Raw genomic sequence first — 21635 nt, 5'->3', positions numbered from 1 at the left:
CGCTCACGCATTTACACTCGCCCGTGGTTTTCGCGCAACGCCGCAGGGTTCGCGGGTCGTGAAACGTGCGTCGAGGAAATTTTGATTCATGTAGGCTATTAAGTCTTGGTATGTTATTTCACATGTAAAATTGTTAAACCTTTCGTGGCATACTCTTCGTATTCATAGCGCGCCCTCTTGACGAAGGAGCGCACTCGAGTATTGTTCGACCCTGCGGCGAAGTGGCGTTTCAAACCTTACAGGTCCAGTCTGGCGTGCAGATCCCGAAAGTATTGTTGGTCAACGATGACGCGGCGAGCCTTTTTGCGCTCGAAAGCCTGTTGACGTCTGCAATGGACCAGAACCCCTACGAGCTGGTGACGGCTACCTCGGGTCACGAAACGCTGCGCAAAGTGCTGACCCACGAATTCGCCGTGATCCTGCTGGACGTGAACATGCCCGGCATGGACGGCTTCGAGACCGCCGAAGCGATCCACTCGCACCCGCGCAGCAGTTCGGTCCCGATCATCTTCATCACCGCCTATTACGCCGACGAGATGCACCGCCTGAAGGCTTACCAGTCCGGGGCGGCCGACTACTTGTTTACGCCGGTGATCCCGCAGGTACTGCAGACCAAGGTCGCGGTGTTCGTCGACCTGACCCGCAAGAACCTCGAACTGCGCGCCAAGACCGCCGAACTGTCGCTGCTCAACCAGGACCTGCGCGTGCAGCGCATGCAGGACCTGAAGCGCATCAACGCCGAACTCGAACAGGAAGTCGCCGAACGCAAACTGGCCGAACAGCGCGCCCACGACCTGTCGATCCGCGACGCGCTGACCGGCCTGGTCAACCGGCGCTCGCTGATCCAGCAGCTCGAACACGCCGTCGCCACCTGCGACCGCCACCAGGGCGAATGCGCGCTGCTGTTCCTCGACCTCGACCGCTTCAAGCAGGTCAACGACAGCCTCGGCCACCAGGCCGGCGACGAACTGCTGCGCCAGGTCGCCGCGCGCCTGCTGGCGTCGGTGCGGGTGTCGGACGTGGTGACGCGCCTGGGCGGCGATGAATTCGTCGTGCTGCTGGAGGGTAAAGGCGCTGCCGCCAACGCCGCCCGCGTCGCCCGCAAGATCAGCGTGGCCCACGCGCGCCCGTTCGACATCGACGGCCACGGCGTCCAGACCGGCACCAGCATCGGCATCGCGCTGTACCCGCAGGATGCCGGCAACGCCGCGGCACTGATGCGCAACGCCGACCGCGCCATGTACTACGCCAAGCAGAACAAGCGCGGCGGCATCGAGTTCTTCCGCGAAGAACTCAACGCGCGCGAGACCGAACGCGCGCTGTGGACCAGGGAACTCAAGCACGCGCTCGACAACGGCGAATTCGAGCTGGCCTTCCAGCCGCGCGCCGGCGTCGCCAACGGCGAACTGCGCGGGATCGACGCGCACCTGTGCTGGCGCCATCCGCGCCACGGCCTGGTCGAGGCCCGCGACCACGTGAGCGGGGTGACCGAGCGCGGCCTGCTCGAACGGGTCGATGCCTGGACCATCGGCGAGGCCTGCGCGCAAGCGGCGCAATGGCGCGGCTCGGCCGCGCCGCTGCCGGCGCCGCCGATGTCGGTGCGGCTGCTGTCGGCTGGCGTCAGCGCCGCGCTTGCCCAGCAAGTGCTGGCCCGGCTGCGCGCCTGCAAACTGCCGGCCGGCGCGCTCGAACTGCAGGTCACCGAGCAGATGCTGGCAGGCCGGCGCGACGCCGACCATGCGCTGCACGCACTGCACCAGGGCGGCGTCAGCCTGGTGGTGGACGACTTCGGCAGCGCCGGCGCCGGCCCAGGCCTTGGCCTGCTGCGCACCCTGCCCTTCGCGGCGCTGCGGATCGACTCGTCGTTTGTGAGCGCAATCGGCGAGCCTGGCGGCGAGGACATGCTGGCGGCGCTGGTGCATCTTTCGCGCGCGCTCGGGCTGCGCGTGCTCGCCAAGGGCGTGCTTACCAACGGCCAGCTAGCCGTTTTAAATTCGCTCGGATGCGACGAGTATCATGGCGAATTATTCAGCCCTGCCCTGCAGGCGGCGCCGATGCTCGCGCTGCTCGAACAAGCCGGCACCCGGATTCCCCCAAAATCGCACCGGGCCCCATCCCGGGCCAACCTTTCCACTCCCAGAAAACGAGGACATAGTCGATGAACAACATGACCGAAATGGCCGAAGAGCTTGATGCAAAGCTCCTGCTAGCCACGCTGATGGCGCTTAAAAAAGGCGACTTCTCCGTGCGCATGCCATCCGACTGGACGGGAGTGTCCGGCAAGATCGCCGACACCCTGAACGAGATCATCGAGACCAAAGAGAAGATGGTCAAAACCGTCACCGAAGTGTCGCGCGTGGTGGGCCGCGAAGGCCGCCTGACGCAGCGCGCCGCGGTGCCGAACATGGTCGGCAGCTGGGCCACGATCATCAGCTCCGTCAACACCCTGATCGACGACCTTGTGCGCCCGACCACGGAAATGGCGCGCGTCATCGGCGCGGTGGCGAAAGGCGACCTGTCGCAGACGATGGTGCTGGAAGTGGACGGCCATCCGCTGAAGGGCCAGTACCTGCGCGCGGCAATGACTGCGAACACGATGGTGGAACAGCTGTCCTCGTTCTCGTCCGAAGTCACGCGCGTGGCGCGCGAGGTGGGTACCGAAGGCAAGCTGGGCGGCCAGGCGCAGGTGAAGGGCGTGGCGGGTACGTGGAAAGACTTGACCGACTCGGTGAACTCGATGGCGGGCAACCTGACGTCGCAGGTGCGTAACATCGCGGAAGTGACGACCGCGGTGGCGAACGGCGACTTGTCGAAAAAGATCACGGTGGACGTGCACGGCGAGATCCTGCAGCTGAAGGACACGATTAACGTCATGGTGGACCAGCTGCGCTCGTTCGCGTCCGAGGTGACCCGGGTGGCGCGTGAGGTGGGTACTGAAGGCAAGCTGGGCGGCCAGGCATACGTGCCTGGCGTCGGCGGCACCTGGAAGGACTTGACCGATAACGTGAACTTCATGGCGTCGAACCTGACCGGCCAGGTGCGTAACATCGCGGCGGTGACGACCGCGGTGGCGAACGGCGACCTGTCGAAGAAGATTACGGTGGACGTGAAAGGCGAGATTCTCGAACTGAAGAACACCATTAACGTCATGGTGGACCAGTTGTCCTCGTTCGCATCGGAAGTGACGCGCGTGGCGCGTGAGGTGGGTACCGAGGGTAAGCTGGGCGGCCAGGCGCAGGTGAAGGGCGTCGCGGGTACGTGGAAGGATTTGACCGACTCGGTGAACTCGATGGCGGGCAACCTGACCGGCCAGGTGCGAAACATCGCGGACGTGACGACCGCGGTGGCGAACGGCGACTTGTCAAAAAAGATCACGGTGGACGTGAAGGGCGAGATTCTCGAACTGAAGAACACCATCAACGTCATGGTCGACCAGCTGAACTCCTTTGCATCGGAGGTGACGCGCGTGGCGCGCGAGGTGGGTACCGAAGGTAAGCTGGGCGGCCAGGCGAACGTGCCGGGTGTCGCGGGTACCTGGAAAGACTTGACCGACGGCGTGAACTCGATGGCGGGTAACCTGACCGGCCAGGTGCGTAACATCGCGGACGTGACGACCGCGGTGGCGAACGGCGACCTGTCGAAGAAGATTACGGTGGACGTGAAGGGCGAGATTCTCGAACTGAAGAACACCATTAACGTCATGGTGGACCAGTTGTCCTCGTTCGCATCGGAGGTGACCCGCGTCGCGCGTGAGGTGGGTACCGAAGGTAAGCTGGGCGGCCAGGCATATGTACCGGGTGTCGGCGGCACCTGGAAAGACTTGACGGATAACGTGAACTTCATGGCGTCGAACCTGACCGGCCAGGTGCGTAACATCGCGGCGGTGACGACCGCGGTGGCGCGAGGCGACTTGTCCAAGAAAATTACGGTGGACGTGAAGGGCGAAATTCTCGAACTGAAAGACACCATTAACGTCATGGTGGACCAGTTGTCCTCGTTCGCATCGGAGGTGACGCGCGTCGCCCGCGAGGTGGGTACCGAAGGTAAGCTGGGCGGCCAGGCGAACGTGTCCGGCGTCGCGGGCACCTGGAAAGACCTGACCGAGAACGTCAACCAGCTGGCGGCAAACCTGACCAACCAGGTGCGCGCGATCGCGGAGGTGGCGACGGCGGTGACGCGAGGCGACTTGTCGCGTTCGATCCAGGTGGAGGCGCGCGGCGAGGTCTCCTACCTGAAGGACAACATCAACGAGATGATCCGAAACCTGAAAGAGACGACGCAGAAGAATGCGCAGCAGGATTGGCTGAAGACCAACCTGGCGCGCTTCACGCGACTGCTGCAAGGCCAGCGTGACTTGCAGGCGGTGACCAAGCTGATCCTGTCGGAACTGGCGCCGCTGGTGTCCGCCCACCACGGCGTGTTCTACATGATGGACTCGCAGGAGATCGACGCGCGCCTGCGCATGATCGCCAGCTACGGCTACCGGTCCAGCCGCAAGCTGCCAACCTCCTTCCTGCCGGGCGAAGGCCTGGTAGGCCAGTGCGCGCTGGAGAAGAGCCGCATCTGGCTGACCGACGTGCCGCGCGATTACATCGTGGTCTCGTCGGGCCTCGGCGCTGCGCCGCCAAACAACATCGTGGTGCTGCCGATCCTGTTCGAGCAGCAGGTCAAGGCGGTGATCGAGATCGCATCGCTGGACCGTTTCACCGAAACCCACCTCTCCTTCCTCGACCAGCTGATGGAGTCGATCGGCGTGGTCCTGAACACCATCGAGGCGAACAGCCGTACCGAATCGCTGCTGACCCAGTCGCAGTCGCTGGCGCAGGAACTCCAGCAGACCAACCAGGAACTGGCGGAAAAGGCGCGCCTGCTGTCCGAGCAGAACATCGAGGTGGAACGGAAAAACCGCGAGGTGGAACAGGCGAAACTGGCGCTGGAAGAAAAAGCGACCCAGCTGGCCCTGTCGTCCAAGTACAAGTCCGAGTTCCTTGCGAATATGTCGCACGAACTGCGTACCCCGCTTAACTCGCTGCTGATCCTGGCGCAGCAGCTGTCCGACAACCCGGAGGGCAACCTGTCGGGCAAGCAGGTCGAATTCGCCAAGACCATCCATGGCTCCGGCTCCGACTTGCTGACCTTGATTAACGACATTCTCGACCTGTCGAAGATCGAGTCCGGCACGGTCACGCTGGACGTCTCCGAGTACCGCTTCTCGACGCTGCGCAACTACGTCGACCGCACCTTCCGCCACATGGCCGAAGCGAAGCACCTCGGCTTCACGGTCGAGCTGGCCGACGCCCTGCCTGCAGCGGTGATGACCGATACCACGCGCCTGCAGCAGGTCCTGAAAAACCTGCTGTCGAACGCGTTCAAGTTCACCCACCACGGCAAGGTCGCGCTGGAAATCTCGCTGGTCACCAGCGGCTGGACCAGCGACCACCCGAACCTGGTGCACGCCGACGCCGTGCTGGCGTTCTCGGTAAAAGATACCGGTGTCGGTATCGCCTCCGACAAGCTGCAGCTGATCTTCGAAGCGTTCCAGCAGGCTGACGGCTCGACCGCGCGCAAGTACGGCGGCACCGGCCTTGGCCTGTCGATTTCGCGCGAACTGGCGCGACTGCTTGGCGGCGAGATCCGGGTCGAATCGATCGTCAACGGCGGCTCCACCTTCACGCTGTACCTGCCATACAACCGCGCCGGCTTCATCAACTACGAGCAGACGCGCCAGCCGCGGCCAGCCCGCCTTGCGCCGCCACCGCAGACCAGCTACCAGGTCGCGCCCCGCTTCGAAAATGAAATCGAAATCCTCGATGCCATCGACCATCCGCAAATGGTCGGATACAGCCCGGTGATGGACGACCGTTCGCTGATCGCGCCGGGCGACCCGTCGGTGATGATCGTTGAAGACGACGAGCGCTTCGCCAACGTCGTGATCGAGTTCGCCCGCGAGAAGAACTTCAAGGTCATCGTTACCCAGCAAGGCGGCTCCGCCCTGTCGCTGGCGCGCGACTACCTGCCGTCGGCGATCTTGCTCGACATCGACCTGCCCGACATCGACGGTTTCACGGTGCTGGATCGCCTCAAGCGCGACCCCAGCACCCGCCACATCCCTGTGCACGTGATGTCCAGCCTGCGCGAGCGCGAACGCGCGCTGCGCCAGGGCGCCATCTCGTACATGAACAAGCCGGTCAGCCGCGAGACCTTGCAGGAAGAATTCACCCGCATCCAGAAGTTCCTGTTGGGCGGCAAACGCAGCCTGCTGGTGGTGGACGACGAAGCGGCGCAGCGCGACGCCATCGTTGCGCTGATCGGCGACAGCGACATCCGCATCGTGACGGTCGCAACGGGCGAAGCGGCGCTGGAAGCGCTGCGCGGCTCGCACTTCGACTGCATGGTGCTCGACCTGACGCTGCCGGACATCAGCGGCTTCGACCTGCTCGACGTGATCGGCAAGGCCCCTTCCCTGCGCGACCTGCCGATCGTGATCTACACGGCCAAGGACCTGAACAAGAAGGAAGTCACGAAGCTCAAGCGCTACGCCAAGACCATCGTGATCAAGGATGCCCGTTCGCCCGAACGCCTGCTCGACGAGACGGCGCTGTTCCTGCACCGTTCGCACGCATCGCTGCCGGAACAGCAGCGCCGCATGCTCGACGAGATCCACGCGGCCGACGGCGGCCTGGCCGGACGCAAGGTACTGATCGTCGACGATGACCTGCGCAACATTTTCGCGCTGTCCTCGCTGCTGGAGCGCCAGCAGATGCAGGTCTCCTTCGCCGAAAACGGCCGCGACGGTATCGAGGTGCTGGAGAAGGACCCGACCATCGAGATCGTCCTGATGGACATCATGATGCCGGAGATGGACGGTTACGACACGATGCGCGCGATCCGCCGCATTCCGAAGTTTAAGTCGCTGCCGATCATTACCCTGACCGCGAAAGCCATGAAGGGCGACCGCGACAAGTGTATCGCCGCCGGCGCGTCGGACTACATCACCAAGCCTGTCGATGTGGCCCAACTGCTGTCGCTGATGCGAGTGTGGCTGCATTGAGCGGCTTCACTGCCGCCGAGACGGGGCTGGCGACGGAAGAACTGGAGATCGAACTGCTGCTGGAAGCGTTGTTCCAGCGTTACGGCTTCGACTTCAGGGCTTACGACCGCCAGGCCATCCGCCGCCGCCTGTACCGCCTGATGCGCAAGCGCGGTCTTGCGACCGTATCGAGCCTGCAGGATCGTGTGCTGCACGAACCTGGCGTCAGCGCAGCCCTGCTGCGCGTCCTGTCGGTGGCGCCGGCCGCCTTGTTCGACGATCCGGAGCAGGCGCGCCAGCTGCGCATTGTGCTGGCGTCGTGCCTGCGCGCGTCCGCCGTTCCGAAGATCTGGCTGGCCGAATTCGGCGGCGCCGAGGAGGTGTGGTCGCTGGCGATCATGCTGGCCGAGGAGCAGCTGCATACGCGCACCGAGATCTACGCGACCGCGGCGAACGAGCAGGTGCTGGCCGAAGCCCAGCATGCCGCCATTCCGCTTGCGCGCATGGCGCAGTGCAAGGACAACTACCGCGCGAGCGGCGGCACCGGCAACCTCGACGACTACTTCGAGGTCGACGGCGGCCATGCCGTGCTGGCGGCCCACCTGCGCAGCCGCATCAACTGGGCGCAGTACAACCTGGTGACGGACGCCTCGTTCAACGAGTTCCAGCTGATCGTGTGCCGGCGCGCCCTGCCCGACTTCGGACCGGTGCTGCGGCGCCGCGTGCTGCGGCTGTTCCATGACAGCCTGTCGCGTTTCGGCGTGCTCGGGATCGACCGCGAGTTCGATCAAGGCGACGCGTTCGGCGCGAATTACCAGGCGGTGTTTCCGCACCAGGGCTGGTACAAGCGCGTGGCTTAGCCCGGCGCCACGCGCAAAAAATCCAGATGCTGCCGAATTGTTAATGTATAGTAATTGTCAACAGGTGGTTGACGAAATTACTTTGCTAACGGAGCAGTTATGGGTGGTGGTGAAATCAAGTTGAAGGAGCGGCTGCAAGGGCTCGCGGCAATCGCCGCGCTGCCCAGCGCCGCCATTGGCGTGGTCGGCGACGTGTTCAGCCCGGTTGGCGGTTCGGTGGTGGTCGCCGCCGCCGGCATGGCCGCGCTGTGCACCGCGGTCGTCCTGCTGGCGACGATGACCGTCCGGGGCCAGAAATTCTATGAGACCGTATGGGCCCGGATGACAGTCGACACGGACGACGCACGCTGGATCTGGAACCCGGCGCGTCCATGGACCTCGCACGCGCTCCATGTGGTCAGTGTCTTTGGCGTCATTTGCCTTCTGATCGCAGGGAAATCGTTTGCCGCCAGCGACGGCGGCGGTGTGCTGGCCTCGAATGTCAGCGCCGTTTCAGTGGCGCAGCAGCAAATGGGAATCAGCGAAAAGCTGTATGCCGAAGTGCAGAAGACCAACCAGGCGCTTGAACGCATCGATACCAAGGCGGATAATTTCAAGCGCGAACGCAGCGACGACCCGCGCAAGGAACTCCTTAACAGCGGCGTCATGTGGGAAGCCATTCGCCTGGAGCGCGCCATCGCTGACGGCGATATTCGCACCGTGGATTTGTTCCTGCGCGGCGGCATGCCGGTTTCGCCGATGGGAGCCGCATATGCGTTCGAGCTGGGCAGCCCCGACATTGCGGTCATGGTCGCGAAGTATCCGTCCTTGTTCGACGCCGGAAAATGCCCGGCATTCCTCGCGCGCCTGGATACCAAAGCAATCCTCGCCGCGTCGCCGCACGCGGCAAAGCTGGTCAGGTCGCTATGCGCGAATGACGTCGCCCGTGCGTATGCAAAGGAAAAGCTGGAGAGCGCCGAGGGTATGCTCGCGGCCGAGGTGAAAACCGTGCGCGAGGAAGAAGCACAGCGCAAACCGGTCGGGCAATGCATGCGTGATCTCGCGAACGACAAGAACCTGTTCGGCAAAGCGATGGAAACAGGCGTCCGGATGCCGATGGGCGGCTTGTCCGACTACGATGTGATGCTCTACGGTATTAGCCATGCGGCGAGTGCGGGTCGCACAGACTTTAGCCAGGAAATCCGCGCATTCTGCGAGAAGCAAGTCAAGCTGCCGAAACGCGACAACTCGTTTGTCGATGCGGTGAAATCGGCCGAGAAGCTTGCGGACTGGGTAGGCTGACGGCCACCGCTCCGCGACAGTTGAATGACGGCGCCAGGGACGGAGATCATTCGATGAATCAGCAGTTTACCCTCGAGTTTTCCACCTCCGGACGCGCGACCAGCGACATCACGGACGCGCTTGCAAGGGTCGCCGGGGAGTCGGGCGTGCAGTGCGGCCTCGCCCATGTTTTTGTCCAGCACAGAGTGCGCCTGATCGAAGGGTCGGGCCTGGAGGGTGGCATCCGCCCTCACAGGCGGCGTCATTCGCCGCGCCGATCGGATCTGCAACCTGGGCCGGCCCGCTGGGAAGGACAAGGCCTTTTTCACGGCCGCTGAAGGACAGGTTAAACTCAGGGATCAGCGCTCCACCGGAATCCCTGGATCATGAAAGCCTGTCTCGCTCCCCTCCTCCTGCTGGCTGGCTGCGCCGCGTCAATCGCGCCGTCGCTACAGCCCGCACAGCGCGACCCGTATGATTCCTATCGCGAAGCCGCTGCCGCCGGCGCGCCGGTCTACCGCATCGATCCGCAAGCCTCCGTCATTACTGTGGTGGTGCGTCGCGGCGGCCTGTTTTCCAGGATGGGGCATGACCATGCGATCGCCAGCAGGAACATCTCGGGTTATGCAGCTCCTTCACAGGCACGTGCCGACTTCGGATTCCGGCTCGATGAGATGACGGTGGACGAGCCCGCGGCGCGCGCGACGGCCGGCTTGCCCGGCGCGGTACCGGCTGACGCCATCGCCGGCACGCGCGCGAACATGCTTGGTCGCGTGCTGGAGGCCGGCCGCTACCCCGTGGTCCAGCTGCGCGCTCAGCAGCTTGCGGGCGCTGCGGGGACAATGCGTCTCGCAATCACGCTGCGCGGTGTCACACGCAGCATCGACGTGCCTGCGGCCCTCGAAGTCACGCCTGACAATCTCGCCGCAACGGGAAGCGTCAGGCTGCGGCAGACAGCGTTCGGGATCACACCGATGTCCATGCTCGGGGGAGCGCTCGTGGTGCGCGACGAGATGGAGCTGAGCTTCCGGATTCACGCCAGCCGCGTGCGCTGAGCGATCCATTCGTCGAGCAGCGGTGCGCTGCCTTCGCCCGCGTGCAGGCCAAGCTTGGAACGGCGCCAGAGGATGTCGGCGGCGCAGGTAGCCCATTCGTGTTCGATCAGGTAATCCACTTCGGCCGCATACAGGCCGGGAACGATTTGCGGGCCCAGCTCGTGCATGCCCTGGCGGCGCGCCAGCAGGATCTCGATGCGGCTGCCATATGCGCGGGCGTAGCGCGCGGCCAGTGGCGGCGGCAGCCACGGATACCTGCGCCCTACTCCGTCAAGCCAGCGACCGAATTCGATCACGCCGCGGTTCGACGGCTTACCGCCGAACAGATCGCCGCCGGGCAGGCAGGCCGCCGCGGTCCATGCGCCGCTGCGGTTTCCAAGCAACGGTGCGATGCGGTCGACTGCTTCTTCCGCCAGTTTTCGGAAGGTCGTGATCTTGCCGCCTAAGACCGTCAGCATTGGCGCCGCATCCGCATCCATGTCGAGGCGGAAGTCGCGCGTAGCAGCGGCCGCAGTGGTGGCATCGCCTTCAACCAGCGGCCGTACGCCCGAATAGGTCCACACCACATCGGCCGGAGCAATGGCGCGCTTGAAGTAGCGGTTGGATAGCTCGCACAAGTAGCCTACCTCGCGCTCGGTGATCGCTACACTGTCGAGGTCACCGTCGTAATCGAGGTCGGTTGTGCCGATCAGCGTGAACGCGTGCTCGTACGGCATGGCGAACACGATGCGGCCGTCGGGGTGCTGGAAGATGTAGGCGTAGTCGTGCTCGAACAGCCGCGGCACGACGATGTGGCTGCCCTTGATCAGTCGAAGCGCCTGGCGCGGCCGCGCGCTGGATGCGCTTTGCAGGAACTGCGCTGCCCACGGGCCGGCCGCATTCACCAGGCAGCGCGCCTTTACCTGCGTGCTGCCCCCGGCGTGGGTCAGCGTCGCGGTCCAGTGCTGCGCATCGCGCCGCAGCGCGCTGCACGTGGTACGCGTCAGTATCGTGGCGCCGCGCTCGCGCGCCGCGATGGCGTTGAGGACGACCAGCCGCGCATCGTCGACCCAGCCGTCCGAATAGACGAACCCGCGCGTGAACGTTTCCTTCAACGGCACACCGGCGGCGTGCGCGCGCAGCGCCACCGCTTCGGAACCGGGCAGGAATTCGCGCCGCGCCAGCGTGTCATACAGGTAGAGGCCCGCGCGGATCAGCCATGCCGGGCGCTGGCCGCGATCGTGGGGCATGACGAAACGCAGGGGGCGCATGATGTGCGGCGCGCTGCGCAGCAGCACTTCGCGTTCGGCCAGCGCCTTGCGCACCAGCCCGAATTCGTAATGTTCGAGATAGCGCAGGCCGCCGTGAATCAGCTTGCTCGACGCCGACGAGGTGTGCGCGGCCAGGTCGTCTTTTTCGCACAGGGTCACGCGCAGGCCGCGGCCGGCGGCGTCACGCGCGATGCCGGCGCCGTTGATCCCGCCGCCCACAACCAGCACGTCGGTTTCGATCAGCCCACCTGGTTCGTCCATCCTCCGCTCCCGTATGCGCCAGCACCGGACGCACGCCCTGATTGTGTACCGAAAGCGCCGCCGTTACAAATGTCCGCTTATCGCCGTCATCAAAGTCAGGCATCGTGCTCGCCCTCGATGAATTCCGGGTAGCCGCTGATGGCGCGCGACGCCTGCATGCCGCCCATGACGGCGGCTTCGATGCAGCCGGCGTCAAGCCCCGTTTTCAGCCAGTCTCCCGCGAGGTAGAGGTTGGCGAACCCGGTTCCGTCGGACGGCAGGCGGTACTGCGCGCTGCCGGCCACGGAGAGCACGTAGCGGTCCGACGGCTCGACGTTCGCGCGCCAGTACTGGGCGTCGAAGCGCGCCACGCCTCCACGCTGCTGCGGGTCGGACAGCCAGTGCCACGCAAAGCTTCCGGGACGCCCCGCCGCCGGCCACAGTTGGCCGATGCGCTGGCCGAGCAGCTCGATCGCGCCCTCCCTGGCGAGCGCCCGCGCGCGTGCGGGAAACCCATGCTCGGACTGCGGCGGATACGCCGCCATCGGCAGCGCGCTGCAGAAGTAGGAGACGTTGTCCGGCTCCTGGGCGGGTGGCCAGTCTTCGCGCGCGAGCAGGTGGTCCATCGGCGCCCAGATGCCGTAAGGCTCGGAAAAGCCGGCCAGCACCGGCTGCTGGCTGCCAGGCTGGTGGGTCCATCCCACCTGGGCCAGCGTCCGTTCGATCCACACCTGGCAGGCCTGGGTGGCGACGGTGCGAATCTGTTCGGACGCAGCCTTCAGCGGCGCGCTGTTTGCCAGCAAGCGCGGGCAAAGCAGCGGCAGCGAGCCGACCGGGATCCCGAACACGACTTTGTCGAAATCGCGCCCGTGCTCCAGTACGACTTCCGGCAGTGGCTGGCCGAACTGGCGGCGGTGCAGTTCGGGCCAGTTGCTCCACCAGGATTCGAGGTCGACTTCACGCTCCTGCAGCAGCACCGCCTGCGCCGGTTCGATCTGCGCGTAGTCGGGCGCGGAGGGCCAGCAATCGAGCCCGCGCACCCCGGCCAGCGGGCTGTAGCGTCCCTGGCGCAGCGCCACCTGGCGCGTCATGCGGATGGCGCCGATGTCGCCACCACTGGGCACCAGCTCTTCGACCCGGTGGAAGAACCTGAACTTGACCCCGCGCCAGGACAGCACCTCGTACAGCGGTGCGAACACGGTGTCGCCCATCCCCGCCTGCATCTTGAAGATCATGCTGCCTTTATAGCCGAGCATCAGGCGCAGCATCCCGCGCAGCATGGTGCCCGCTTCCGCCGTCGGCCTGGCGACGTCGCCGTCCTCATAGGCGAACACGAGGTCGTAGGCGGCGCGTACCGGCGTCGAATCGATGCACAGTTCAGGGTCGCCGCCGTGCCTGGCCAGCCACGCGCGCAAGTCGATGCCGTTGACCGAGTCGAAGCCTTTGATGAACACGCCGTCGGCGAACAGTCCCTTGAGCACCGTACTGCTTGTTTCAAGGCTGATGCGCAGGCGCCGCAAATCATCGCCGGCGGGGGCAAGCCCGCGATAGCTGGCGCGGACGCGCGCGCGCATTCCTTCCAGCGCCTGCGCCAGCAGCGTGTGCTGGCGCTGCTGATGCTTGAGCGAGTCGTCCGGCATCGTGCGCGCGAGCGCCGACAGCAGGCGGTACGAACGCGCGGCGTCGCTGCCGTGCAGCGCGACGCCCTGCAGGCTTGCCAGTTGGTCCAGCCAGCGGCCGATCCAGCCGAGCAGCGTCATCGCCATCTGCCACATCGTCACCGGTTCGCCCGACCCCGGCTCGCCAGGCAAGGTGGGGAACACCATGTGCCAGGGCCGCCATGCGCCGTCGACCGGTTCGGCCAGCGCGAGGTAATCGTGGGGACGGAAGGCGTCGCGCCAGGTGGCAAGCGGCGCGCCGGGAGCGCGTCCGAGACGGTCGTACACCGCGCGCATCATCGCGAACGTGTTGCTGTAGAAGCCGAACAGGGTATGCAGCCCGTGTTCCTCAATGCGCTGCGCGTGCAGCGCATTGCGGCCGCTGGCGCCCTTGCCGCCGAGCCGCCAGCCGTGCTGATAGAGGACGATCTCGTAGCGGTCCTGCCACGCGGGCGTCGACGACAGGTGCCACGCCGCCGCCAGCGAACCGATACCGCCGCCGAGGATGGCGATTTTCTCGCGCTGCGCGCTTGCTGCTGGCCTGGTCGTCATCGCGTGCTCCCGTCAACGTCAGCGGCCAGTGTATTTTCATCGGCAGCGTTTCATGTTCGCAAATATCAATCATGCGAGGTTGCCGTGGCCCAGTGTGTAAGATGGGGGACAGCCAGGAGAACCACGCGACAGCATGATCACGACACCTTACGTTTCCACCTTTTCGGGCAACCGTTTCTACCCGCTCGAGCCGCGCATCGACCATGTCGCGATCGAGGATATCGCCCACGGGCTGGCCTATCAGTGCCGCTTCAACGGACAGACCTGCGAGTTCTACTCGGTGGCCCAGCACAGCCTTGTGGTGGCCTCGCTGGTGCCGCCCGCGCTGCGCCTCGCGGCCCTGCTGCACGACGCCGCCGAGGCCTATCTCGGCGATATGGTCAAGCCGCTCAAGGTGCTGCTGCCTGAATTCGCGGCCATCGAAGACAAGGTCAGCCTGATCATCGGCGCCGCGTTCGGCGTCGATTTCTCGGATTACGGTCCGATCAAGGAGGCCGACCTGATCGCCCTCGCCACCGAAAAACGCGACCTGATGCCCCATTCGGTGGAGCGCTGGGCCTACCTCGATACGGTGCGCGCCTTGCCCGGCCCCATCGTCCCGATGAGTCCACGCGATGCCAAACTGGCATTCCTCGACGAATTCGACCGCCTGCTGGGCCTGCGGCCGATGCCGGTCGCGGCAAGCGGCCTCGACGCTAAGTGGCGGATTTGACGGTGTTTTTTCCCGATATCCACAAGAACTGTGGATAACGTTGTGGATAAGGCCCGCTTGACAAGCCAGAACGCCCGTATCCATGCGGTTTTCAACAAACTGCCCGTTCTGGAGGCAAAAATCCATGTCAATAAAATCAAGAACTTAGCGTTCAGTGCTGCGTCGCAGCGATCGCTGGATGCGGCAAATTCCTACAAAATTTCCTTACCGGGGATAACTAGCAACGGCAACCGTAAATTTCTTTGACAATAGGTCCCTGCTGACTTAATGTTGACTCATGTTATCGACCGACCCAGACCTGATCGTCGAAGACGACGATCCATCCGACCCCCCTTCCGCACCCGAACCGGCGCCATGGCGCATCCTGATCGTGGACGACGACGTCGACGTTCACGTCGTCACCAAGTTCGCCCTCAGCTCAGCCAATTTCCAGGGGCGGCGCCTGAGTTTCCTGCACGCGTACAGCGGCACGGAAGCGCTGGCGGTGCTGCGCGACACGCCCGACATCGCCATGGTGCTGCTCGACGTGATCATGGAAACCGACGACGCCGGGCTGCGCGTGGCGCGCCAGCTGCGCGACGATCTGCACAATGACCTCGTCAGGATCGTCCTGCGCACCGGCCAGCCGGGACAGGCGTTCGAGCACGGCGTCATCGTCGATTACGACATTAACGATTACTGGTGCAAGGCCGATCTCACCACGCGCAAGCTGTTCACGACCGTGATCGCATCGCTGCGCGCCTATTCGACCTTGGCCGCCGCCAAGGCCGCGCGCGACAGGCTGAACGAGGAACTGGCGCACTCCCGCAATGTGCAGGCGGCCTTGAACCCGCTGGCGCTGATCCTGACGCTGGACCGCGACGGCGTCGTGACCGACGCGAATGAACGCCTGTGCACGGTGCTGGGCGTGGCGCGCGACGCGCTGGTCGGGCGCCCTGTCAGCACGCTGCGTCGAGCGAGCATTGGTGTCGACCGCGCGCACGAGATTGTCGGCGCGCTGGTGCGCAGCGGCGGCTGGGCAGGCGACCTCGAGATCACCGGCGGCAGCGGCGCGCCCGTTGCGCTGCGCTGCGCTGCGCTGGCATTCAAGGGCCACGCTGGCTTGCCCTATCAGTACGTGGCGGTCGCCACTGAAACAGGCGGCTGACCGGCTTTATTTCCACGCATTGCGCGCGCGCTCGCGCACCAGCATCCTTACGCTGTCCGGCATCGGCTTCCTGCTATGCGCCTGGTCCGCCGTCAGCCACACGCATTGCTCGAAGTGCTTGAGCATCGCCGGGCTGATAAAGCGGGTGCGCGCCGCGTACACGTGCCGGTCGCCCATCTGCGCCTGCTGCTTGATGAAGAAGCGGTTCGGCACCACCAGGTGCAGGTGCTCTTTGGCGCGCGTCATCGCAACATATAACAGCCGCCGCTCTTCCTCGATTTCCTGCGCGCTGCCGGTGCTCATATCCGACGGGATGCAGCCGTCCACCACATTCAGCACATGCACCGACTTCCATTCCTGTCCCTTGGACGAGTGGATGGTCGACAGGATCACATAATCCTCATCGAGGTTGGGCGGCCCGGCGCGGTCGCTGGTCGCGTCGGGCGGATCGAGCGTGATCTCGGCCAGGAAAGTCTCGCGCGAGTCGTAGCCGCCGGCCAGCTGCGCCAGCTGCTCGACGTCGGCAGCGCGCACCTGCGCGTCGTCGTGCATGCGTTCGAGCTGCGGCAGGTACCAGTTCCTGACCAGGCCGATATCGGCCGGCCAGCGCAGGCCCGGCGTACGCAGCGCGCGGTACAGGGCCACGAAGGCCTGCCATTCGCCTCCGGCCTTCGCCGGCGCCGCAAACGCCTCCAGCGCCAGCACCGGTTCGGCCGCTTCGCCGAGCGCATCGAGCAGGCGGGTGGCGGTGGCCGGCCCGATCCCGGGGATCAGCTGGGCCACGCGGAAACCGGCCATGCGCCCGCTCGGGTTCTGGGCAAAGCGCAGCACCGCCAGCACGTCCTTGATATGCGAGGCCTCCAGGAACTTCAGGCCGCCGAATTTGACGAAGGGGACGTTGCGGCGCATGAGTTCCAGTTCCAGCGCGGCGCTGTGGCTGGCGGCGCGGAACAGCACCGCCTGCGACGTCAGCGCGATGCCGGCTTCGCGGTGTTCGAGGATGCGGTTGCACACCCAGCGCGCCTGTTCTGCTTCGTCCGGGATCAGCACCAGCTGCGGCTGCGCGGTCGATACCTTGTCGGTCCACAGCGTCTTGGCGTGGCGTTCCAGCGCCGCGGCGATCACCGCATTGGACGCGTCCAGGATCGGCTGGGTCGAGCGGTAATTGCGCTCGAGCGTGATCATGCAGGCCGGTTGGCTGAACTGCTGAGGGAAGTCGAGGATGTTGCGCACGGTGGCGCCGCGGAACGAGTAGATCGACTGGGCATCGTCGCCGACCACCATCACGCCCTTCCCGTCCGGCTTCATGCCGGTGATGATCGCCGCCTGCAGGCGGTTGGTGTCCTGGTATTCGTCGACCAGCACGTAGTCGAACAGCGCGCCGATCTCCGGGCCCAGTTCCGGGTCGGCGGCCATCTCCGACCAGAACAGCAGCAGGTCGTCGTAATCGAGCACGTTCTGCTCCTGCTTGGCGTCGACGTAGGCGCCGAACAGCGTCTTGAGTTCCTGCTCCCACTCGCTGCACCATGGGAAGGTGCTTTGCAGGACGTCGGCCAGCGGCTCGCAGCTGTTGACCACGCGCGAGTAGATCGACAGGCAGGTGCCCTTCAGCGGAAAGCGTTTCTGGGTCTGGGTCAGGCCGATCTCGTGGCGCACGAGGCCGATCAGGTCTTCCGAATCGCCGCGGTCGTGGATGGTGAACGAGTCGTCCAGCCCGATCCGGCCGGCGTATTCGCGCAGCAGGCGCGCGCCGATGCTGTGGAAGGTGCCGGCCCACGGCAGCGTGTTCGGCGCCTGCGCGCTGCGCAACCCCATCACCCGCTGCAGCACGTTGCCGGCGCGGTTGGTCATCTCGACCGCCGCGCGGCGCGAGAACGTCAGCAGCAGGATGCGCTGCGGGTCGGCGCCGTCCTGGATCAGCCGCGCCACCCGGTGCGCCAGCGTGCTGGTCTTGCCCGAACCGGCGCCGGCGATCACCAGCAGCGGGCGCGGGTTGTCGATCCCGATATCGTGCTCGACCGCGGCGCGTTGCTCCGGGTTCAGGCTGGCATAGGGATCTTCGGGGACGGTTTTATCGGCGACGGCTTGCATCTGGGCATTTAACGGGGGGAACCGTACAACTGTACATTTATCCAGTTATCCAGCGCAAGAAAAATTCCGACAATTCGCACGGAAATTTGTGCGGCGGCGTCACGATACTTTGCGAAATCTCATCATTGAATTGGTTTTCTGCGCTAAGTAGCCGTAACTAAAGCACTTTTTCAGATATCCACATTCGCTGTGCATAACTTTGTGGAAAACACCCCCTTGACACCCCGGAACCCAATACTGATGCGGGTTTCAACAAAATGCCCATTCCACAGGCAGAAGTATTTACCCTTAAAAATCAATGACTTGAAAAGTCAACGGGCCTAAGCGCAAAAAGAACTTGAAAAATACTTTTGAGAATTTTTTGTGCATAACCCGGGCCTCCGGAATACTTGAAAATCCGCCAATTCGATAATTTTTTGATATGAAGTGCACCAGACTACCGCTGCCGTGCGGTTTACTGCGCTGTGTGGTAACGGCGCTTTGCCGGTTCGAGGAGGACACGCTCGATCACTTGCGGAGCGATGCTGTGGGATTTGAGGTATTCGAGCGCGGCGACCGTGTTGCTGGCTTCTTGCACGGAAATCGCATTGTTCACAATATCGCGCCGCCGGCCATCAGTGCGTTCGTAGGATGGTTCGATAACCGCCAGGTTTGCACCGGCGTATTGGTATTGATTCATCGCAACTCCTCACGTTTTCTGATCCGGATCGATTTCTCTGCTATCGGAGTATCCCCTAATAAACCTCAAAGTCAATGTCAGCTTCCCATCAAAACGGGTAAATATTACGTTATGCGGTAATCAATGAAGGGGGGTTGCAGCCACGCGGAAACGGACCTGCCCGATGCCGGTGCAGGACTAGAATCAGTGCACCTTTGAAGGGCATTTCTTGCATCCGTCGGCCAGGCGCGCGTGGACAAGCAGCAGGCCAGGCGCGATAATGGGAAATGACTGTTTCGCAAGATGCCGAGCGCCCTCGTCCGCAATCCCTGACCGACCTGTTTTTTTCATTCACCCTGCTGGCCTTGCAAGGCTTTGGCGGGGTGGTCGCGGTCGTCCAGCGCGAACTGGTTGACCGCAAGCGATGGCTGACCCAGGACGAGTTCATCGAGGACTGGGCGGTCGCGCAGGTGATGCCCGGGCCGAACGTGGTCAACCTGGCGCTGATGATCGGCGGGCGCTACTTCGGCTTGCCGGGCGCGTTGTCGGCGCTGGGCGGCATGCTGGCCATTCCACTGGTCATCGTCATCCTGCTGGCGATGTTGCACAGCCATTTCGCCGGCCATCCGGGGGTTGACGGCGCCTTGCGCGGCATGGCGGCCGTGTCCGCGGGAATGATCGGCGCGGCCGGGTTGAGGCTGTCGAGCGCACTGGCGCGCCATCCGATGCCGCTGGCGTGGGGCGTGGCGCTGGCGGCACTGGCGTTCGTGCTGGTCGCATTGGTCCAGGTTCCGCTGCTGTACGTGCTGTTCGGCGTCGGCGGGCTCGGCTGCGTCCTCACCTATCGCAGGCTGAAACGATGACCGCCCACGCCATCGTGCTCGGCTGGAGCGACTGGGCCAGCCTGTTCGGGCATTACCTGATGCTGTCGCTGATGTCGTTCGGCGGCGCGATCTCGACCACACCGGAAATGCACCGCTACCTGGTCGAACAGAACCATTGGCTGACCCAGCAACAGTTCAACCACTCGATCGCCATCGCCCAGGCCGCGCCCGGGCCGAACGTGCTGTTCGTCGCCCTGATGGGCTGGAACGTCGGCATGAACGCGGGAAGCACCACCGCCGCGCTGCTCGGCGTCGCGGTGACCATGCTCGGCATCCTGCTGCCGTCGACCGTGCTGACCTATGTCGCGGCCCGCTGGGGCCACCAGAACCGTGAGCTGCGCGCGGTGCGTGCCTTCAAGATGGGCATGGCGCCGGTGGTGGTCGCCCTGCTGCTGTCGACCAGCTGGATCCTCGGCAGCGCGCCCCAGGCCGCGCGCGCCAACTGGCCGCTGTGGCTGCTCGCGATCGCCAGCGGCCTGCTGATCTGGCGCACCCGGCTGCACCTGCTGTGGTTCCTCGCCGCCGGCGCGGCGCTCGGCTGGCTACAACTCGTCTGATTGACCTGCTTCGGCATGGCGGGCGCGCAAAGCGGCTAGCATCTGGCATCACCACTTCTGGGAGGCGATCATGGGCACAGGCCCGTTTTCCGGCATTCGGCGCACCGGACGACAAGCGCCTCGGCGCCACCCATCCTTAGTGCGTTGGCAACTTTCCGCGCATACAGGCATACTGGCGCGACTTCACAACCAGGTACATCCATGCTCGAACTCATCAGCGAACACGCATGCTTCGGCGGCTCGCAACGCTTTTACCGCCATCAGTCGGCCGCGACCGGCCTGCCGATGCGCTTCTCGGTGTTCCTTCCCGCGGAGGCAGCGCCGGGCAAGCTGCCGGCCTTGTTTTATCTCGCCGGCCTGACCTGCAATGAAGAAACCTTCATGATGAAAGGCGGCGCCCAGCGCGTCGCCGCGCGCGAAGGCATGGTCCTGGTCGCGCCCGACACCAGTCCGCGCGACGCCGGTGTTGCCGGGGAAGCGGATGCGTGGGACTTCGGCGTGGGTGCGGGCTTCTATGTCGACGCCACCGAAGAGCCGTGGAGCAAGAATTACCGCATGTACAGCTACATCCTGGAACTGCGCGACCTGCTGGTGGCCGAATTGCCGCTCGACGCAGCGCGCATCGGCATTTTCGGCCACTCGATGGGCGGCCACGGCGCGCTGGTGCTGGCCCTGCGCAATCCTGGCTTGTTCCGCTCGGTATCGGCATTCGCGCCGATCGCCGCGCCGTCGCGCTGCCCATGGGGCGAGAAAGCCTTCAGCGGCTACCTTGGCGCGGATGAGTCAAGCTGGCGCGCCTACGACGCCAGCGCGCTGATGTCGCAGGCCAATGCGCCCTTCCCCAACGGGATCCTGATCGACCAGGGACTGGCCGACAAGTTCCTCGGCGACCAGCTCTATCCTGAAGCCTTCGAGGCCGCATGCCGCCACGCCGGCCAGCCGCTCGAGCTCAGGCGCCATGCCGGCTACGACCACGGCTACTACTTCATCTCGACCTTCATCGAAGACCACCTCAACTTCCACAGCGCCAGCCTGGGCGCCTGAGCAGCGTCCTGTCGAGCCGCACCGGCTTGCTTGTAATTTGCCCTCCACCGCCCTATAAATTGAGAAGGAGCGCGGGCCGTTCGCGCCCTTTTTTATCCATCAAGCAATCATTCATTCAGGGAGTCGACAATGAACCTCATCCGTCGTCCGTCACCGCTGGCAGCGTATCGCCCGCGCACCCTTGACGACCCCTTCGGCCGCATGGTCGAGAGCATGGTCGAAGACATGTTCGCCCCATTCACGACGGGCCAGCAAATGTCCCAGTGGGCCGGCGAAGGCGTCGCCACCCCGCGCATCAATGTGCGCGAAACCGAAAAGTCGTTTGAGATCGAAGCCGAAATGCCAGGCGTGAAGAAAGAGGACGTCAAGGTGTCGGTTGAAAACCAGCGCGTCACCATCGAAGCGGAAAGCAAGCGCGATACCGAGGAGCGCGAAGGCGAGAACGTGGTGTACTCCGAACACAGCGCCCGCAAGTACATGCGTTCGTTCTCCCTGCCGACCGAGGTCGACGAGGCAGCTGCCCAGGCCCATCTTGAAAACGGCATGCTGACCCTGTCGCTGCCGAAGAAGCAGGCCGGCGCCGCCACCAGGCTGACGGTCCAGTAGAACACCGGCGCATGCGCAGGCAGGACGCTCC

The 21635-nt window shown here is 64.5% G+C and carries 16 protein-coding genes; 12 read left to right on the top strand and 4 right to left on the bottom strand.

The genetic code is table 11. The annotated features are described in order from the left end of the window. Positions 1 to 221 precede the first annotated feature (221 nt). The 5 genes from HHL21_RS02430 to HHL21_RS02410 all read left to right on the top strand — a co-directional run bounded on the left by HHL21_RS02430 (position 222) and on the right by HHL21_RS02410 (position 10205). Positions 222 to 2162, top strand: coding sequence for a putative bifunctional diguanylate cyclase/phosphodiesterase (locus HHL21_RS02430; RefSeq protein ID WP_370659652.1), 1941 nt, complete (start codon positions 222 to 224; stop codon positions 2160 to 2162). Continuing rightward, positions 2159 to 7051 (top strand): HAMP domain-containing protein, encoded by a 4893-nt coding sequence (locus tag HHL21_RS02425; RefSeq protein ID WP_169463643.1) that lies wholly within the window; start codon positions 2159 to 2161, stop codon positions 7049 to 7051. The genes HHL21_RS02430 and HHL21_RS02425 overlap by 4 nt, the downstream gene beginning before the upstream one ends. Beyond that, positions 7039 to 7890 (top strand): CheR family methyltransferase, encoded by an 852-nt coding sequence (locus tag HHL21_RS02420; protein WP_169463642.1) that lies wholly within the window; start codon positions 7039 to 7041, stop codon positions 7888 to 7890. The genes HHL21_RS02425 and HHL21_RS02420 overlap by 13 nt, the downstream gene beginning before the upstream one ends. Positions 7891 to 7989: 99 nt before the next feature. Then, on the top strand, positions 7990 to 9171 hold the full coding sequence (locus HHL21_RS02415; RefSeq protein ID WP_169463641.1) for a DUF8607 domain-containing protein: 1182 nt from the start codon (positions 7990 to 7992) through the stop codon (positions 9169 to 9171). 365 nt (positions 9172 to 9536) lie between these two features. Then, entirely contained in the window at positions 9537 to 10205 is a 669-nt protein-coding gene (locus tag HHL21_RS02410; protein ID WP_169463640.1) for a YceI family protein, read from the top strand. Here the strand turns inward: HHL21_RS02410 and glpD are convergent. Both glpD and HHL21_RS02400 read right to left on the bottom strand, forming a co-directional pair. Next, the gene (glpD, locus tag HHL21_RS02405; RefSeq protein ID WP_169463639.1) at positions 10184 to 11716 is read right to left on the bottom strand and encodes a glycerol-3-phosphate dehydrogenase; all 1533 of its coding nucleotides are present in this window, start codon (positions 11714 to 11716) and stop codon (positions 10184 to 10186) included. The two genes, HHL21_RS02410 and glpD, sit on opposite strands and share 22 nt — an antisense overlap. A 95-nt stretch (positions 11717 to 11811) precedes the next feature. Beyond that, entirely contained in the window at positions 11812 to 13905 is a 2094-nt protein-coding gene (locus HHL21_RS02400; protein WP_169463638.1) for an NAD(P)-binding protein, read from the bottom strand. A gap of 133 nt (positions 13906 to 14038) precedes the next feature. Here HHL21_RS02400 and HHL21_RS02395 point away from each other — a divergent pair, with 133 nt between their 5' ends. From HHL21_RS02395 to HHL21_RS02385, 3 genes are read left to right on the top strand one after another with little or no spacing between them, the layout of a single operon-like run. Further along, positions 14039 to 14617, top strand: a complete 579-nt coding sequence (locus HHL21_RS02395; protein WP_169463637.1) for a phosphohydrolase — start codon at positions 14039 to 14041, stop codon at positions 14615 to 14617. A 42-nt stretch (positions 14618 to 14659) separates the two neighbouring features. Then, the gene (locus tag HHL21_RS02390) at positions 14660 to 14863 is read left to right on the top strand and encodes a hypothetical protein (protein ID WP_169463636.1); all 204 of its coding nucleotides are present in this window, start codon (positions 14660 to 14662) and stop codon (positions 14861 to 14863) included. Positions 14864 to 14894: 31 nt separating this feature from the next. Further along, positions 14895 to 15764: a response regulator gene (locus HHL21_RS02385; RefSeq protein ID WP_169463635.1), complete on the top strand. Its 870-nt coding sequence runs from the start codon at positions 14895 to 14897 to the stop codon at positions 15762 to 15764. Positions 15765 to 15770: 6 nt separating this feature from the next. On the opposite strand, the gene HHL21_RS02380 is transcribed toward HHL21_RS02385, so the two are convergent. After that, positions 15771 to 17855, bottom strand: a complete 2085-nt coding sequence (locus HHL21_RS02380; protein WP_169463634.1) for an ATP-dependent helicase — start codon at positions 17853 to 17855, stop codon at positions 15771 to 15773. A gap of 454 nt (positions 17856 to 18309) precedes the next feature. Beyond that, positions 18310 to 18534 (bottom strand): hypothetical protein, encoded by a 225-nt coding sequence (locus HHL21_RS02375; protein ID WP_169463633.1) that lies wholly within the window; start codon positions 18532 to 18534, stop codon positions 18310 to 18312. A 266-nt stretch (positions 18535 to 18800) separates the two neighbouring features. Between HHL21_RS02375 and HHL21_RS02370 the strand changes: the two genes are divergently transcribed. The 4 genes from HHL21_RS02370 (at position 18801) to HHL21_RS02355 (ending at position 21604) form a co-directional block, all read left to right on the top strand. Further along, the gene (locus tag HHL21_RS02370; protein ID WP_169463632.1) at positions 18801 to 19376 is read left to right on the top strand and encodes a chromate transporter; all 576 of its coding nucleotides are present in this window, start codon (positions 18801 to 18803) and stop codon (positions 19374 to 19376) included. After that, a complete protein-coding gene (locus HHL21_RS02365; protein WP_169463631.1) occupies positions 19373 to 19954 on the top strand; it encodes a chromate transporter in 582 nt (193 codons plus the stop codon). The genes HHL21_RS02370 and HHL21_RS02365 overlap by 4 nt, the downstream gene beginning before the upstream one ends. Before the next feature lie 201 nt (positions 19955 to 20155). Next, positions 20156 to 20998: an S-formylglutathione hydrolase gene (gene fghA / locus HHL21_RS02360; protein ID WP_169463630.1), complete on the top strand. Its 843-nt coding sequence runs from the start codon at positions 20156 to 20158 to the stop codon at positions 20996 to 20998. Positions 20999 to 21127: 129 nt separating this feature from the next. Beyond that, a complete protein-coding gene (locus HHL21_RS02355; RefSeq protein WP_169463629.1) occupies positions 21128 to 21604 on the top strand; it encodes an Hsp20/alpha crystallin family protein in 477 nt (158 codons plus the stop codon). Positions 21605 to 21635 lie beyond the last annotated feature (31 nt).

It is taken from the genome of Massilia polaris, assembly GCF_012927275.1.
In the GTDB taxonomy this organism is placed as follows: domain Bacteria; phylum Pseudomonadota; class Gammaproteobacteria; order Burkholderiales; family Burkholderiaceae_D; genus Telluria_A; species Telluria_A polaris.
Note: the sequence above shows the minus strand (reverse complement) of the source record. Positions and strands in the feature narration are given on the sequence as shown.